The organism is Pseudomonas hormoni, from assembly GCF_018502625.1.
Taxonomy (GTDB): Bacteria; Pseudomonadota; Gammaproteobacteria; order Pseudomonadales; family Pseudomonadaceae; genus Aquipseudomonas; species Aquipseudomonas hormoni.
The window spans coordinates 3,988,014-4,002,853 of record NZ_CP075566.1 but is presented as its reverse complement, the minus strand read 5'-3'; the positions used below and the strand labels follow the sequence as shown (position 1 = coordinate 4,002,853).

Annotated in this window: 12 protein-coding genes and 1 pseudogene; 8 read left to right on the top strand and 5 right to left on the bottom strand. The window is 51.1% G+C overall.

Translation table 11 applies throughout. From position 1 onward, the window contains the following. The first annotated feature begins 241 nt into the window (after nt 1-241). The gene (locus KJF94_RS18635) at nt 242-3,175 is read left to right on the top strand and encodes an ATP-binding protein (protein ID WP_214377756.1); all 2,934 of its coding nucleotides are present in this window, start codon (nt 242-244) and stop codon (nt 3,173-3,175) included. Between the two features lie 3 nt (nt 3,176-3,178). Here KJF94_RS18635 and KJF94_RS18630 read toward each other — a convergent pair whose 3' ends face one another. From KJF94_RS18630 to KJF94_RS18620, 3 genes are all read right to left on the bottom strand, one after another. Continuing rightward, nucleotides 3,179-3,913, bottom strand: a complete 735-nt coding sequence (locus KJF94_RS18630) for a cysteine hydrolase family protein (protein WP_250548318.1) — start codon at nt 3,911-3,913, stop codon at nt 3,179-3,181. A 114-nt stretch (nt 3,914-4,027) separates the two neighbouring features. Continuing rightward, complete coding sequence (locus KJF94_RS18625) at nt 4,028-4,960, bottom strand: alpha/beta fold hydrolase (protein ID WP_375379895.1); 933 nt, start codon at nt 4,958-4,960, stop codon at nt 4,028-4,030. Between the two features lie 432 nt (nt 4,961-5,392). Beyond that, a complete protein-coding gene (locus tag KJF94_RS18620; RefSeq protein ID WP_214377752.1) occupies nt 5,393-6,370 on the bottom strand; it encodes a GlxA family transcriptional regulator in 978 nt (325 codons plus the stop codon). Between the two features lie 95 nt (nt 6,371-6,465). Here KJF94_RS18620 and KJF94_RS18615 point away from each other — a divergent pair, with 95 nt between their 5' ends. The 7 genes and pseudogenes from KJF94_RS18615 to KJF94_RS18585 all read left to right on the top strand — a co-directional run bounded on the left by KJF94_RS18615 (nt 6,466) and on the right by KJF94_RS18585 (nt 12,064). Then, the gene (locus tag KJF94_RS18615; protein WP_214377750.1) at nt 6,466-6,762 is read left to right on the top strand and encodes a putative quinol monooxygenase; all 297 of its coding nucleotides are present in this window, start codon (nt 6,466-6,468) and stop codon (nt 6,760-6,762) included. Nucleotides 6,763-7,029: 267 nt separating this feature from the next. Beyond that, on the top strand, nt 7,030-7,677 hold the full coding sequence (locus tag KJF94_RS18610; RefSeq protein WP_214377748.1) for a glutathione S-transferase family protein: 648 nt from the start codon (nt 7,030-7,032) through the stop codon (nt 7,675-7,677). A gap of 169 nt (nt 7,678-7,846) precedes the next feature. Further along, complete coding sequence (locus KJF94_RS18605; protein WP_214377746.1) at nt 7,847-8,767, top strand: LysR family transcriptional regulator; 921 nt, start codon at nt 7,847-7,849, stop codon at nt 8,765-8,767. Then, nucleotides 8,767-9,678: a LysR family transcriptional regulator gene (locus tag KJF94_RS18600; RefSeq protein WP_214377744.1), complete on the top strand. Its 912-nt coding sequence runs from the start codon at nt 8,767-8,769 to the stop codon at nt 9,676-9,678. The genes KJF94_RS18605 and KJF94_RS18600 overlap by 1 nt, the downstream gene beginning before the upstream one ends. A 372-nt stretch (nt 9,679-10,050) precedes the next feature. Then, nucleotides 10,051-10,673: pseudogene (locus KJF94_RS30435) on the top strand (DJ-1/PfpI family protein). A 66-nt stretch (nt 10,674-10,739) separates the two neighbouring features. Next, nucleotides 10,740-11,426: a glutathione S-transferase family protein gene (locus KJF94_RS18590; RefSeq protein ID WP_214377742.1), complete on the top strand. Its 687-nt coding sequence runs from the start codon at nt 10,740-10,742 to the stop codon at nt 11,424-11,426. A 95-nt stretch (nt 11,427-11,521) separates the two neighbouring features. Beyond that, nucleotides 11,522-12,064: a cytochrome P460 family protein gene (locus KJF94_RS18585; protein WP_214377740.1), complete on the top strand. Its 543-nt coding sequence runs from the start codon at nt 11,522-11,524 to the stop codon at nt 12,062-12,064. Between the two features lie 327 nt (nt 12,065-12,391). On the opposite strand, the gene cynR is transcribed toward KJF94_RS18585, so the two are convergent. Together cynR and gorA are read right to left on the bottom strand one after the other, a co-directional pair. Next, nucleotides 12,392-13,273: a transcriptional regulator CynR gene (cynR, locus tag KJF94_RS18580; RefSeq protein ID WP_214377738.1), complete on the bottom strand. Its 882-nt coding sequence runs from the start codon at nt 13,271-13,273 to the stop codon at nt 12,392-12,394. Nucleotides 13,274-13,458: 185 nt separating this feature from the next. Then, nucleotides 13,459-14,820 (bottom strand): glutathione-disulfide reductase, encoded by a 1,362-nt coding sequence (gene gorA, locus KJF94_RS18575; RefSeq protein WP_214377736.1) that lies wholly within the window; start codon nt 14,818-14,820, stop codon nt 13,459-13,461. Between the last annotated feature and the right edge of the window lie 20 nt (nt 14,821-14,840).

Sequence of the window (14,840 nt, the reverse complement as noted above, 5' to 3'; positions counted from 1 at the left end):
AGAATGTGAGTCAACCGCCGCTCGAATGCTGTGCCATGCCTACACTGCACCGTGGGAAGTTTGCATCGATGGACCTAAAAAAGGCGCGCTTAGAACTGGAGTCACGGAAGCTACAGAATGAGTTGCCCATGTTCGTTCATTCGTCGCCAGTGACCATCATGACCAAAGCCTCAGGTGTTATCGCAATCGTTCCGTCGTTAGATTTCGGCTTTTCGTGCCTCTGCGCGTGGGGCTGCGAATCATGATCAATCCCATGAAAAACTCTACAGAAATGCAGAATTCTTGCGCCATCAGGTTCGGTCAATTCCAACTGTTTCCGTCAAAGAGACGGCTGCTTAGGAACGGACAGCAAGTCGAGTTGGGTAGCCGAGCTTTAGACGTGCTCATCGCTCTCGTCGCCCACGCTGGTGACGTGATCACCACCCGCGACCTCGTTCAGATGGTGTGGAAGGGCGTAGTAGTGGATGACAGCTGCATACGTGTACATGTTTATGCATTACGCAAAGCTTTGGCGTGCCCAGAAACAAGTACGAGCTATGTCGTTAATATTCCGGGCCACGGTTATAGCTTTGTGGCCCCCGTTACACTTGCTCCCCTCGATGTTGAAAATGCAGCCACGACTCAGTCGATTCCGGCTGGCGAGTTACCTCCACGCCTGGTGCGAATGGTAGGTCGTGACGACACCGTGAAGGAGATCTCGGACCTAATAAAGCAACACCGTTTCGTCACTATTAGCGGTCTCGGAGGGATGGGTAAAACAACCGTAGCAATAGCGGTTGCTCACCATTTCAGATCGCAATTTGAAGGCATGGTTATCTTCCTGGATCTGAGCGCAATTACTGATTCCAGTATGCTGCCTGGAACTCTCGCGGCGGCGGTAGGTGTGCAGTACCAAGAAGCCGAGCCACTGCAAACGTTAGTGGGCCTCATACGAGACATGCGTCTGTTGGTCGTGTTTGATAGCTGTGACCATGTAATCGATGCAGTCACTTGCTTGGCAGAAACGCTCTTTGGGCAGGCAGAACACACTCACATTTTGGTTACCAGCCGAGAACCATTACGAGCGGAGGGCGAACATATTTACCGCTTGGGCTCTCTGGCCTGTCCGCCCGAGCAAGCTGATCTGACAGCCGTCGATGCCATGACATTCTCGGCCGTGCAATTGTTCGTTGAACGTGTTGCTCATAATCAAAGTGCGTTTGCCCTCAGCGATAACGATGCTCGAGTGGTGGCTCACATCTGTCGAAAACTCGACGGCATAGCGCTAGCAATTGAACTGGGCGCCGGTCAGGTTCCAGCCTACGGAATTCAGGGCATCGCTGAACTGCTCAAAAATCGATTTAGCCTATTTTGGGAAGGGCGTCGCAATGCAATGTCTCGGCACCAAACGTTAAACGCAATGATCGATTGGAGCTTCGATCTCTTATCCGCTAACGAAGCTATGGTGCTACGCCGGTTATCCGTCTTGACTGGCAAATTCTCCCTAGAGGTTGCGACTCAAGTGGTAGCTCCTCAAGGCCATGAGATGATGGTTATCGATGCAATAGGACGATTGGTGACAAAGTCGTTGGTCTTGGCCGAAAGCAATAATTGCTTGATGTGCTACAGGCTGCCCTACACGACCCGGGCTTACGCGCTTGAGAAATTACACGGCGCTGGTGAGTTTGACTCGACAACTGAACGCCATGCTATCTACCTCGTTTCACTGCTTGAGCGTCTCAATGTGCAGGGAGAAGCGCTTCCAGATTACGAGCGCATTCAACGTTACATAGAGTATCTAGGAAACATCTGTTCGACGCTCGATTGGACTTTTTCGGAGTCAGGGAATCTTTCCCTTGGCATTCGTCTTGCAGCCTCTTCAGCGCCTTTATTCTTAGGGTTGTCCATGCTAGATGAGTGTCGTCGCTGGAGTGGGCGAGCCCTCGCCGCCGGGGTTTGCCAGCCCAATGGTCTCCCTCAGGAAACTGTTTGGCAGGAAGCGGTAGCAATCGCCAGTATGTTCGCTTTAGGAAAGCCCCATTCTGGGAATGCGGCCAGCGGTATGAGTAAAGTATTTGATGAGCACCTGGGCGACACCCTTCGTCAGCTCAGATTGTTGGGTGGTTCAAGCAGTACTCTCACGTGGAGTGCGGAGCAACAAGAGTTCCAACTCTCGACTCTTCAGGCAATGACGCTGAGTGATCAAATTACAGATCCTAAAGGCATCGCCATGATGCAGTGGATGCTGGGAGATGCTGATCAATATGCCATTCAACATCAGTCGTCTGCGCAGGATTCTCGTGCCGGTTGGAATCTGTATTTTTCGCAATCAGTAGGGGACGACTTCTCGTTTAGCTATGACTATCGTGTTCGAGCGTTGTCATCTCTGGCTAGGATTTCTTGGTTGCGCGGATACCCGGATCAAGCAGTTCAGCTCGGTCGACAAGCTCTCCATCGTGCAAATCATCTGCGCCATCCTGCAACCATTTGCCTGGCACTTATCTACGTGTCCACGGTGTTTCTCTGGACAGGCGATTGGAGTGCCGCCCGGCAGACAATTGATCAGCTTAATTCGACTGCTAAGCTCAATTCCTTCGAGCCAGAGCTGGCAGTAGGGCTGGGCCTAGAAGGCATTCTTTTGTATTCCCAAGGCAACGTTGAAGCTGGTGTTCAACGGTTGAATGGTTGCCTGAGCTTGTTAAGCGTAGAGAATCATCAAGTCCTGGCCACCATGTTTATCAGATGCCTCGCGGAGGGTTTCGCCGCTACAGGTAGATTTGATAATGCGTTGGAAATCGTTTGCGGGGCAATGGAGATGATTGAAAACATCGGAGAGACCTTCGATACCCCGGAAGTCTTGCGAATCGCCGCGGACCTCTATGCAGCTCGACCGGACCCAGACTTTGAGCTAGCCGAGCAATATCTGAACCGCTCTCTGGCATGCGCCGAGCGGCAATCTGCGTTGGCTTGGGAATTACGGACGGCCATTTCGTTAACCAGACTGCATCTGAAGCAAGGCCGCATTAATGAGGCTGGAAAATTGCTTCATACGGTTTTTGGAAGGTTTACTGAGGGGTATGACACCCAAGATATGCGTGAAGCCAGACTGTTATTGGAATCGTTGAGTCTACGGAGTGCTACGTGCCATTTAGGAGATGCTGCCACAGGGCTCAACATAACCCTGTGGCAGGATTGATACCTAAGACTTGCCTTCCATCATTGCGACCACTTCATCGGTAGTCCACACGGCATTTGCCATAAAGCGGTAGTTGATGATCGCTGCCAGGTACCCGTCACCCTCAGGAAGCTTAGGGCCCGCTACGGCATCTCGTACCACTGCGACCTCGAACCCCTGTTCAAGCAGCTCACGCATGTGAGATTCCACGCAAAGGTTCGCCAGCATGCCGGTCAGGATGACTTGATCGACGAGTTGTTTACGCAGCTGTAGGTTTAGGTCGTTAACCTGTGGGCCGTATAGTTTGTGGGGCGAACAGAGAAACGTCTTGCCGTCCATGATGTAAGGTTTGAACTCCGGCATGAAATCGCTTCCTGAATTCTCAAAACCTGCCACGTCTAACTCGTTTTTGCGATCATCAAAGAGCTTCATATCGTGTTGCATGGCTTCGACTGGGGCCTGAATTTTCCAGTGATGGTCCGTTCCCCAGTACCAATGCGGCGAGATAGCGACCGTCATATTGGCTGCTTTGGCCGCTTTAAATAGGCGCAGGAGATTGGGGACTAGATTCTGCTCCGTCACGCTTTCGCCCGTCATCGGCCAGGCTTTACCTTTCGGACTCATGAAGTCGATTTGCGGGTCGATGACCACCAAAGCGGTACGCGAAAGGTCGAGCTTCATCGTCGACTTCGGAAGTGCGGGGTTCTTTGGGGCAGCATATTTTTCTAGATTCGATTGTGCGGGTTTGTCCGCAGCCATTGCGGACGGAATAGCACTTGCTGCCACTGCCGCTGCTGCACCCATGACAAATGAGCGTCTGCCGATTGGTAGGAATTTCTCAGACATGATGTCTCTCCACATAGTTTACGACGTTCAGCTATGAAGGAATGCCAGTAAATCCTTGTTGAGTTGTTCCCTGTGGGTCTCAGTCAGACCATGGGGCGCGCCCGCATATACCTTGAGAGTTGCGCTAGGGACCAGCTTTTTGGAGGCTCTGCCAGCGGCATCGATAGGCACAATCTGATCGTCGTCACCATGGACGATGAGCGTCGGTTTATCGAATTTTTTGAGGTCTTCGGTAAAGTCTGTTTCCGAAAACGCTTTGATTGAATCGAATGTGTTTTTGAAACCACCGACCATTCCCTGTCTCCACCAGGAATCAATCATGCCTTGTGAGGTTTTTGCCCCGGGCCGGTTGAATCCATAAAATGGTCCCGCAGGGATATCTTTGAACAGTTGCGAGCGGTCCGCGATCATCCCGGCGCGAATCCCATCGAATACATCGATTGGCAATCCACCCGGATTCGCAGGAGTTTTCAGCATGAGTGGAGGTACTGACGAAATCAGACAGATCTTTGCAACGCGGGAGGTGCCATGCCGGCCTACATATCGCGCTACTTCACCACCACCGGTGGAAAAACCCATGATCGTGACGTTTTTCAGATTCAGCGTATTGATCACAGTCGCAAGGTCATCCGCGTAGTGATCCATGTCGTTACCGTCCCAAGGTTGGCTTGAACGGCCATGCCCGCGGCGATCGTGCGCGACGACTCGGAAGCCCTGGGATGCGAGAAAGAAAGCTTGCCCATCCCAGCTGTCAGAATCGAGAGGCCAGCCATGGCTGAGCGTCACGACTGGACCGTTTTTTGGTCCCCAATCTTTGTAATAAAGCACCACACCTTCAGTGGTAGTAATGGTATTGGATGTCATGGTATGAGATCCCGATTCAGATTTTGATGGCGAGGCAGTTTGTGCCTGTGCCGCTTTGGGTAACATTGACACAAGGGCCACGCCTATTCCTGTCATTACAAGGCCGCGGCGTATTGCTGCATCTTGAGAAAGCACGGATTTGTCTGTCATTTTCTGCTCCGAGAGCCTGGTTATGCGATCAGATGTTCTAGATCTGAATAATGAGCGGCGGTCGGATAGGACTATGGGCGCGAGGTTCTCGCGAAACGAGTTAAAAGATGTGAAACGGCGTTATGAAGTGCTAATCGCAAAGATAATTATATTTGCAAAAATAGTGCTGGCTAGTTTGTCTTCATTTATTTTAGATGTTGAGGGGATGTGCTGCGGGTCGCTATTGCAGGTAGCATTATCTTAATATTAAAAAGCAAACGAATTCAGATCAGATATGCGTAATGGAGCAAAGATAATGATGCTTTGGTGATTTGAAGGGGAGAAGTGTAGTAGGGAGTAGGTGCCTAAATAAAATTACTCATAGGCACCTACTATCAATCATAAAACTGCAACGTGAGTAGCGCGTTGGCGCAATTCTCGTATTCCTTGCCCAAGTTTGCGGCGTAGTAAAGTTCGCAGAGTTGTACCGTCAGCGTAACCAACGCGGCTAGCAATTTGTTCGACGCTGGAGTCTGTCGTTTGCAGCAGATGAACTGCGTAATCAACGCGTAGATCCTGAAACCACGCTAGTGGTGACTTGCCTAGAACTTGTTGAATACGCCGAACGAGAGTTCGCTCACTCACGCCGATTGTGGCGGCCGCCGCGGCTGCTGAAAAGCCAGACTCAAGATGATCGCGTGCCCATTGCTCGAAGCGCTGGACTATCGGGTCAGTGTGAGCAATGTGATCGGGAATGATGAATGCAGCTTGTGATGGTCTCGTCTCGATAAGTAGGTAGCGAGCACATAGCGCAGCAAGTGTAGGACTTTGACGGCTGACTACGTGCAGACCAAGATCGAAATGGGCCATTGCAGCTCCCGCAGTAACAAAAGGATCTGAGCAGACGAGCATCCGCTCTTCATCCAGAATCACTAGAGGATAACGGTGACGGAAGAATGCTGACAGCCACCAGGACGTAGTAGCGCTATGACCGTTTAGCAGTCCGGCTTCTGCTACCACGAATGTGCCTGTGCAAGCGGCAGCTATTGTTGCTCCGGCCTGTGACCAGCATCTCAACCACTGGCCTGCTTCCCCGACGTCGGGTTGTTCGAGGGCTCGCGTAAGTCCTTCCGGCATCTTCGAAGACAGCGCGGGCACCAACACGAGATCTGGTTGAGGTAATTCTGCCGCAAGGTGCACCGGCACGCTAAGACGTTGGCCTGTGTGTACCTCGGGTCTCACCCCCACGATGGTTACATCCAACATTCGCTTTGTCGGATCTTCTCCGGCTAATTCGCTGGCAGTTCCGAGCACGTCCATAAAGGCGGCTAGGCCGAGATCAAAAACACCTTCTAGAGCAAGGATATAAATTCTCATGGCGGAAACGATACCTTTGTTGTCGGCCCCGCCACTATACGACGATTTCAAGTGTTCCTACACTGGAATCACAACCACCCGCATAGGAATTTGAGATGGTCAGCGTAGCCCTGTTTGTAGAAATGAAAGCTAAGCCAGGCAAGGAAGCGGAGGTTGACGACTTTCTGAGAAGTGCTTTGCCATTGGCAAACGCGGAGACAGGTACCACCTCTTGGTTTGCTCTGAAAATGAGCACATCGGTTTTCGGTATTTTTGATGCCTTTGCCAACAATGAGGACCGGGATGCTCATCTGAACGGCCCCATTGCCCAAGCGTTGATGTCGAAGGCCGGTTATTTGCTGTCGGAGCCACCATCGATCCAGAAGGTAGATGTGTTGGCCGCCAAAGGTTAATCCTTGGCGCTAGACGAGTTTTGAATTACCTACACCAGGAGGGGGAAGTCCCATTCCCCTTCCTCAATAGCTGATACGCCATGGCGTCGGCGTGAAGACGCTTAATCAGGGACGTAATTACAAAAGATTCTTAGGAAATTATCGATAATTTCGTCAGATGAAATACTGGATTGTCATTATTGGTGATTCCGATGTTTTTGAGAAGCGAGGACGATTGAGCGAGAGCTTAAGCGCGGAGTCGCACTCAGATAATTTTTGGAGTACGTGATGTCCCAGAAAGCGATCAAACTCTACCGCCATCCAAAATCCGATCAGTACCACTGCGTCGAATTAATGCTGTCTCTATTAGGTTTACATACCGAGGTGGTATCAGTCGACTTGATGGGGGACGGGCACCAGCTCCCTGAGTTTCTAGCCGGTAACAGCTTTGGCCAAGTACCTTTTATCGATGATGACGGCACCGTTGTGGCTGATTGCAACGCTATCTTGGTATATCTGGCCGCAACGTACGGCGACGGTCAATGGTTGCCAAGGGACCATCTAGTTCTGGCCAGAGTGCTTTGTTGGTTATCTATGACCGATGAAGATGTTGACTCCAAAGCAGGTTCTGAACGATGGATTACTAACTCTGATGCTAACTGTGAAGTTGACGAGCCTTTAATTAGGATCTTGGCACTGCTCAAAGAAATTAACCTAGCATTGACAGTAAATAAGTTTTTAGTGAGTGGTAAACCCACGATAGCGGACGTATCAGCTTATTCCTATTTATCCCATGCGCCGCATGGGTACATCTCCCTTTTTGATTACCCACTCGTCCGCGAATGGTTAACCACTGTTTCGTCGTTGCCGCGGTTTGTGAATGTGCAGCGACAGGAAAGAGTATATGAAAAGCACGATTGGAATATTAGAAGCTAGCGGTACGCAAATCATATTGCCAAATTTAATTTAACTACAGACGCTCCAAAGATCATCAATTTTTTCATTTACTCGCACATTTTAAAATGCGTTAGGGGTGGCTGATGACTTTGAGAAGTGATGTTTATCACTACGGATAGTTGCTGTCCTTTACCAGGTCGGGGCACGTATGGATCGTTTTCAAGAAATGCAAGTATTCACAGCGGTTGCAGAAGAAGAAGGGTTTGCTGCCGCAGCCCGACGTCTCAATATTTCTCCACCCAGCGTGACGCGAGTGATCGCGGCAATGGAGGAGCGGATCGGCACCCAGTTGTTGTCAAGAACTACCCGTAGCTTGCACCTGACCGAGGCAGGGCAGCGCTACCTAGAGGATTGTCGCAGAATTTTAGGTGAGGTGGGCGAGGCTGAAGAGGCTGCCGCTGGCAGCTACTCATTGCCTTGTGGCCATTTGACCGTAACGGCTTCGGTATTATTTGGAGAACTGTATATCGCTCCACTATTAGCCGAATATCTCGATCGATATCCCTCGGTTCATCTCAGTGCATTGCTCGTCGACCGAGTGACCAGCATTGCTGATGAGGGCATCGACGTCGCGATTCGAATTGGGCACGTGCAAGAGGCAACGCTGCACGCCATCAAGGTGGGTGAGGTGCGCCAAGTAATATGCGGTGCACCTAACTATTTTGATCGTTACGGAAGACCTGGTCATCCAGGCGAGCTTAGTACAGCCAATATAGTAATGTCGTCTGCGAGCCATCTTCTTAGCGATTGGCAATTTGTAAACGAGGGCAACAATTTAAGCTTTCGGTTTGACCCACGGTTAGTGGTAACGGCTAATCAGGCTGCCATCAATATCGCGTCGCAGGGCTGGGGTGTCACTCGGGTGCTGTCCTACCAGGTGGCAAGCCAAGTCGCTGCTGGCGCATTGGAGATCGTGCTTCAAGACTACGAACCTCCAGCACTGCCCATACAAGTCGTCTACCAGAAGAGCAATCGGGTGCCTGCGAAAATTAGAACTTTCGTGGAATTTCTCACTGAGCGATTGGGCGGTGATATTGCGCTTCAGTCCGGCATTGAAGGTGAGATGTGATGGACCGCTACCATGAGATGGTCATGTTCGAGGCGCTTTCCGATAGACCTAGTCTCGCGGCGGCGGCCCGCCGTCTCAAAGTTTCTGGCCCTACTGTTGTTCGCGCGGTAGCGCGGCTGGAGGCACGTCTAGGCGTGTCATTGTTGCAGCGAAGTACGCAGGGGGTTGTGTTGACCAGAGCAGGGGAAGCGTTTATGGCTGACTGCTCCCACATCCTACAAGAGATCGAGATAGCAGAGGCGTCGGCAAAGGGACTGCATATTGAAGCCCAGGGCAACCTGACGGTTTTGCTCCCGCTGTTGTTTAGCCGCTATGTCATGACACCACTTCTAACGGACTACATGGATATGTATCCGGACATCAAGTTATTCACTCACTACCATGATCGCTTCCCGAACATGAATGAAGAGGCGTTGGACGTCGCGGTGCTGATTGGGAATTTACCTAACTCATCATGGATCGCTCGTCCGGTGGGGTACGTGCGTTCGATCGTCTGTGGCAGTCCTGATTACCTTGAAGCTCACGGTGAGCCGTGTAGTCCAGACGACCTTAAACAACACAAGTTGATTGGCACACAGGCCTTTCGGAATAGCATCCAGTGGGACTTTCAAAATCAGGGCTTGCAGAACAGCATTAGAGCACGCACCCGACTCAGCTGCGCTACGGTGCAGGCGGCGATTAGTGCGACAGCTCATGGAGCGGGTATCACTCGTTGTCTGAGTTACCCGTTGTACGATTACCTCAATAGCGGACGTTTGCAGCGAATCCTGCAACCCTTTGAGCTTCCTTCCTTGCCTGTCCACGTTGTTTACAGAGAGAGACGCAAAGCTTCAATGCGGTTGCGCAGCTTTGTCGACCACGTGGTAGATGGCCTGCGCAAGCATCCAGCTATGCAACCAGACGTGCTTTGAAAGCCAGATAGCGCATGCACGTATGTAGGTTCTCCGGTTTTATTCGAACAGTCAGTACAGCAGTGGAAGTCAGTACCTCTGCCTTGGCAATGAACATTCTTTTAACTATTCATTGATTTTCCTCCGGCTGGGGAGGGGGGGCAAGCGGTTAATTGGGGCGCCTTGCCTTGAGTATGCGTACAGCCGAGGGCGCAGATGCAAGCCAGAATTGGAATTTTCCTGCATTACTAATGGATCCAAAAATTCATTCCGCCATTTCGAGGGGTGGAATATTGGATTCCATTTTTTGGTCGTTCGCTCCGCTGTTTTTAAAGCGGAATATGGTTTCTAGCGCCCATAGACACTCACGCGAAGCCGCGGAGGCTCACCCGGATGAAAAGCGTACTAATGTTGCTTGCTAATGGAGTTGAGCCTTTGGAAATGGCGGCGTTCACCGACGTGCTCGGTTGGGCCGATTTGCTTGGTGATGATTCTCTTGAATTGGTAAATGCCGGGCTTCGGAAGAGGATCGTCACAACCTTCGGTATCACAATCTGCCCGAGCTTTTTACTGAGCGATTTAGATACAAGCGCGTTTGATGCCTTAGCGTTGCCGGGTGGTTTCGAACCCGCGGGTTTTTATGAGGAAGCTCTGAGTGAACCGTTCCTTGCGACCATTCGAGATTTCGTTGATGCCGGCAAAATTGTCGCCAGTGTATGCGTGGCGTCTGTTTGTCTGGGGGCAGCTGGTGTGTTGAGAGGCAAAACGCGACGACGTACCACCAAGAGGGTGGGAAGCGGAAAAATCAATTGCTCGAAACTGGCGCTCATTTTGTCGATCGGCCCGTTGTGGTTGACGGTCGAATCATTACATCAAGTGGACCTGGGACAGCTACCGAGGTCGCATTTCAATTATTAGAGCAATTAACGAGTGTAGAGAACGCCACATATATCCGGCAGAAAAAGCGCTGCGCTTCGCCTGGGCCTGAGTGGTACGACACTCCACAAGTGCCTTGAAGGCATTGCCGAAATTTCTCGGCTATCCCATCCAGTTTTGCGTCATTTCATCCAGAGGCTAAGGCAATGACTAATGATCCCAGTGCCGTGGAATATTATTACTGGCCGACTGCGAATGGTCAGAAGGTTGCTATTTTTTTAGAAGAATCGGGTCGTCCCTATACCATCCATCCCGTCAATATTACCAAGGGAGAGCAATTTACAACTGAGTACACGCGCATTTCGCCCGACCAGCGCATACCCGCATTAGTAGACAGCGAAGCAGGTGTATCGGTCTTTGAGTCGGGTGCAATTTTGCTGTACCTGGCTCAGCGCAGGCGCCAATTTCTCCCACAAGACGTTAAAGGCGCTGCTGAAGTCCTTCAGTGGTTATTTTGGCAGGCCGCAAGCCTTGGCCCGATATTGGGCCAGACGGTTTTTTTCCTACACTATGCTTCAGAGAGTTCACCGCTTGCGGAAGCCCGTTTCAGCAAGGAAACCGAGCGCTTATACAGGGTGCTTGAGAAGCAGTTATCCGAGCGACCGTACGTTGCAGGTGAGTACTCGATCGCCGATATGGCAATTTATCCTTGGGTCGTTATCCACGGTAAACAGGGAATAACCCTATCGGATTACCCTCACATTGTGGCCTGGATGAAGAAAGTAGGGAAGCGACCTGCGGTTATTCGGGCTTACGAAAAGGGGGAAGATATTCGCCCATCGTCCCATGCTGAAGAGGAGAGGAGAAAGCTCAATGGCCTTCCTCCGCTGTGAGGCCTGCATTCAATAATTTAATCGCCTTGAAATAAATATCGGCGCTATTTGTTCCAAGAAGAAACTCGTGTAGCGCCCTACTCGGAGCGTGTGTGATGACTTGGAAAATTGTCGTTTTACCTGCGACCGCCGGCATCATCGGTGTGCTATTGGGCCTATCGATTGTTGCTCACGCAGATTCAACTCCTGGTGCAGACGCGGAAGGATCGCCTGTGTTCGGAGTCAAACTTCCTGAAGGCTATCGTAATTGGCAGTTTGTCAGCATTGCTCATGAAGAAGGTGAGAAGCCCGACATCCGCGTGATCTTGGGAAATGACATAGCTATGAAGGCTTACAGGGAAGGGACTCTGCCATTTCCGGATGGCACGATCATCGCGAGATTGGCCTACAAATACGAATCCTCTCCACAAAATAATGCCGTGTTTGGTAGAGATCAGTCATTCGTCGCTGGAGAGCCAACGAACGTTCAGATCGAGGTTAAAGACTCTAAGCGTTACGCAAGTACAGGTGGGTGGGGGTACGGGCAGTTTGAAAATGGAAAGCCCAACCCAAGTGAAAAAATCGTGAATAGCTGCTTCGCCTGCCACACGAAATTGCCTACTGCGACGGATTTGATCTTCACTAAATATTCTCAGTGATGAGCGGTTTTTTTTAGGATGCCCCATGTGGGTTATTTGAGCCGTTTTAGGGCTAGAAAGCTTCTATCTTTGTAGGCGTCAATCACCATAGGAGGCCATCGCTTAGAGGGGATGACGTGGGTTGCAACGAGATAGATCCAACGTACAAAGCAGAAGCGGCTTTCTTCGGCATTGGCTAGACAGTGAGCCTTGGTTGCAATACCCGGCATTGCCGGAAAATTCCAGTGCTGGGTTGCCGCTGGGTCCCCTCATGAATCCGTCGGGGCCATATGTAAGATGCTGATTTTCTCTGGCCTCTGATGCGGACCATCAGACCCCCTTTTGACCTTATTTACCTATGGTCCCCTGCACTAATTCCACGAAAGCCACCGACGCCGCATTGTGATAATTATTTTTGCGTCTTAGCAACGATGCTCCACGTTGAGGCGCCTTGTCTTTCATCTCTAGCTTGTACAGTGCCCGATCTTGCGTGGCGATGGGCTCTGGAAGGATAGTGGCAACGCCAGTGTGACGAATGACCTCCAGTAGTGTGTTTACTGAGTTCACCTCAATCACCACTTTGGGGGTGATCTTCGCTTTAGTGAAATACTCATCAATACATACCCGGGTAGCGAAATCTGGAGTCAATAATGCAAAATCCAATTCGGCAACCTGTTCAGTCGTTAATGCTTTCCGGCAGTCGTACAACGGGTGCTCACGCCCGACCATCAGCGCCAACGTTTCGACAAATGCTGGAATTGATTCCAGGTCAGGATTTCTAAAATGATCAAAAGCGATGGCGATATCCAGTGAGTCATCAGCAAGCCCCATTTCAATGTCGTCCATAGACAGCTCGAAAATTTCTAGATGGATATTGGGAAACCTAGCTGTGTAATCACGGACAATTGGCCCCACTAGATACGCCATGAAAGTCGGGGTCATGGCCAGTCTTAGAGTACCGCGCGACAGGTCCTTAACATCGTGAAGCGCCCGCTTGCCTGCTGCTAATTCTACGAGCACGCGGCGGGCACATTCGATATACGCCTGGCCAGCATCTGTGGGCGTAACTGTTCGCGAGGTACGATCAAATAGCACAACGCCGAGCGTTTCTTCTAACTGGCGGATCTGTTGCGAAAGGGTAGGTTGAGAAACGTGGAGAACCTCGGCCGCCCGCGTGAAGCCGCCGTTATCAGCGACCGCTAACAGATAGCGTAAATGTCTTAGCAGCATCGCATGAACCGCTCGTAGGTGAGGTAGATAGCCAGCAGTGTAATCGACTAGGGCGCTGTGAGGTCGTTATGGCCGAGCGCATCAATTTGGGATCCTGCGAACCTTTAGAGATGCGCTCCGAGCTAATCAGCCGTCCCACGGCATCGTGATTAGAAGACCTAAAGGTGGGCATCCAAACCTGACTCTTAAGAAGCCATGACCGGTGTACGTAACGTGACGAACTCCTCAGCTGAGGTCGGGTGAACGCCTATGGTTTCATCGAACAGGCGCTTGGTAGCACCCGCTTTGAGAGCGATCGCCAAGCCTTGGATGATTTCACCAGCGTCAGGGCCAACCATGTGTACGCCTAAAACTTTATCGGTACGGGCGTCGACTACCAGTTTCATAAGCGTTTTTTCAGCAGAGTCAGTCAAGGTCAACTTCATTGGACGGAAGCGACTTTCGTAAATAGTTACATTGAAGCCTTCAGCTGTCGCCTGCTCTTGAGTCAGACCTACAGTACCAATGCTCGGCTGGCTGAAAACCGCGGTCGGGATGTGCCGGTAGTCGACGGGACGATACTGCTCAGGCTTAAACAAGCGACGAGCGATCGCTGAACCCTCCGCCGTTGCAACCGGCGTCAACTGCACGCCACCAATTACATCGCCGAGGGCCAAGATAGAAGGTTCGCGTGTTTCGAAGTTTTCGTTGACTGAGATATAGCCTGCATCGTTAAGCTCTACAAAGGTGTTTTCCAGCCCCAAATTGTCGAGCATTGGCCGTCGACCTGTGGCGTAAAAAATACTGTCTGTTTCCAACTGACGACCGTCTTCAAGCGTCGCGAGGAGGCTTCCGTCTGGCTGTTTGTCGATCTGGACGATATTCGTTTTGAAATCCAGCTGCACACCGTTTTTGGTCAGTTCTTCAGCCAAATGAGTTCGGACCGCTTGATCGAACCCTCGTAAGAACAGGTCACCGCGGTACAGCAGTCGTGTATCGGAGCCCAGGCCATTGAAAATGCCAGCGAATTCAACGGCGATGTAACCTCCACCTACAACCAGTACCCGCTTAGGCAGCCGTTTCAGAAAGAATGCCTCATTGGACGTGATCGCATGCTCACGCCCAGGGATATCGGGTATCTGCGGCCAACCACCAGTTGCAATCAAAATTTGCTTGGCGCTATAGCGCTTACCGTTGACTTCCACATGATGGGCATCAGTGAGCCGCGCGTGACCTTCGAATAGAGTGACACCGCTGTTACTCAGCAGCTTGCGATATATGCCGTTGAGTCTTTCTATCTCACGATTCTTGTTAGCAATAAGAGTTTCCCAGTCGAACTGCGCTTCTCCGGTACTCCAACCAAAGCCTTTAGCCTGTTCAAAATCGTCTGAAAAGTGGGCACCGTACACGAGCAGCTTTTTCGGTACGCACCCCACGTTTACGCAAGTGCCACCTAGGTACCGGCTTTCAGCAACCGCCACTTTGGCGCCAAAGTCCGCGGAAAACCGAGCCGCCCGTACGCCGCCCGAGCCAGCACCAATAACAAACAGATCGAAGTCGTAAGTCATCTTAGTTCCCTGATGGGGTT

Coding starts and splice junctions, on each gene's coding strand:
- KJF94_RS18635 (WP_214377756.1), top strand. CDS start 242: ATGATCAATCCCATGAAAAACTCTACAGAAATGCAGAATTCTTGCGCC.
- KJF94_RS18630 (WP_250548318.1), bottom strand. CDS start 3,913: ATGGCTGCGGACAAACCCGCACAATCGAATCTAGAAAAATATGCTGCC.
- KJF94_RS18625 (WP_375379895.1), bottom strand. CDS start 4,960: ATGACAGGAATAGGCGTGGCCCTTGTGTCAATGTTACCCAAAGCGGCA.
- KJF94_RS18620 (WP_214377752.1), bottom strand. CDS start 6,370: ATGAGAATTTATATCCTTGCTCTAGAAGGTGTTTTTGATCTCGGCCTA.
- KJF94_RS18615 (WP_214377750.1), top strand. CDS start 6,466: ATGGTCAGCGTAGCCCTGTTTGTAGAAATGAAAGCTAAGCCAGGCAAG.
- KJF94_RS18610 (WP_214377748.1), top strand. CDS start 7,030: ATGTCCCAGAAAGCGATCAAACTCTACCGCCATCCAAAATCCGATCAG.
- KJF94_RS18605 (WP_214377746.1), top strand. CDS start 7,847: ATGGATCGTTTTCAAGAAATGCAAGTATTCACAGCGGTTGCAGAAGAA.
- KJF94_RS18600 (WP_214377744.1), top strand. CDS start 8,767: ATGGACCGCTACCATGAGATGGTCATGTTCGAGGCGCTTTCCGATAGA.
- KJF94_RS18590 (WP_214377742.1), top strand. CDS start 10,740: ATGACTAATGATCCCAGTGCCGTGGAATATTATTACTGGCCGACTGCG.
- KJF94_RS18585 (WP_214377740.1), top strand. CDS start 11,522: ATGACTTGGAAAATTGTCGTTTTACCTGCGACCGCCGGCATCATCGGT.
- cynR (WP_214377738.1), bottom strand. CDS start 13,273: ATGCTGCTAAGACATTTACGCTATCTGTTAGCGGTCGCTGATAACGGC.
- gorA (WP_214377736.1), bottom strand. CDS start 14,820: ATGACTTACGACTTCGATCTGTTTGTTATTGGTGCTGGCTCGGGCGGC.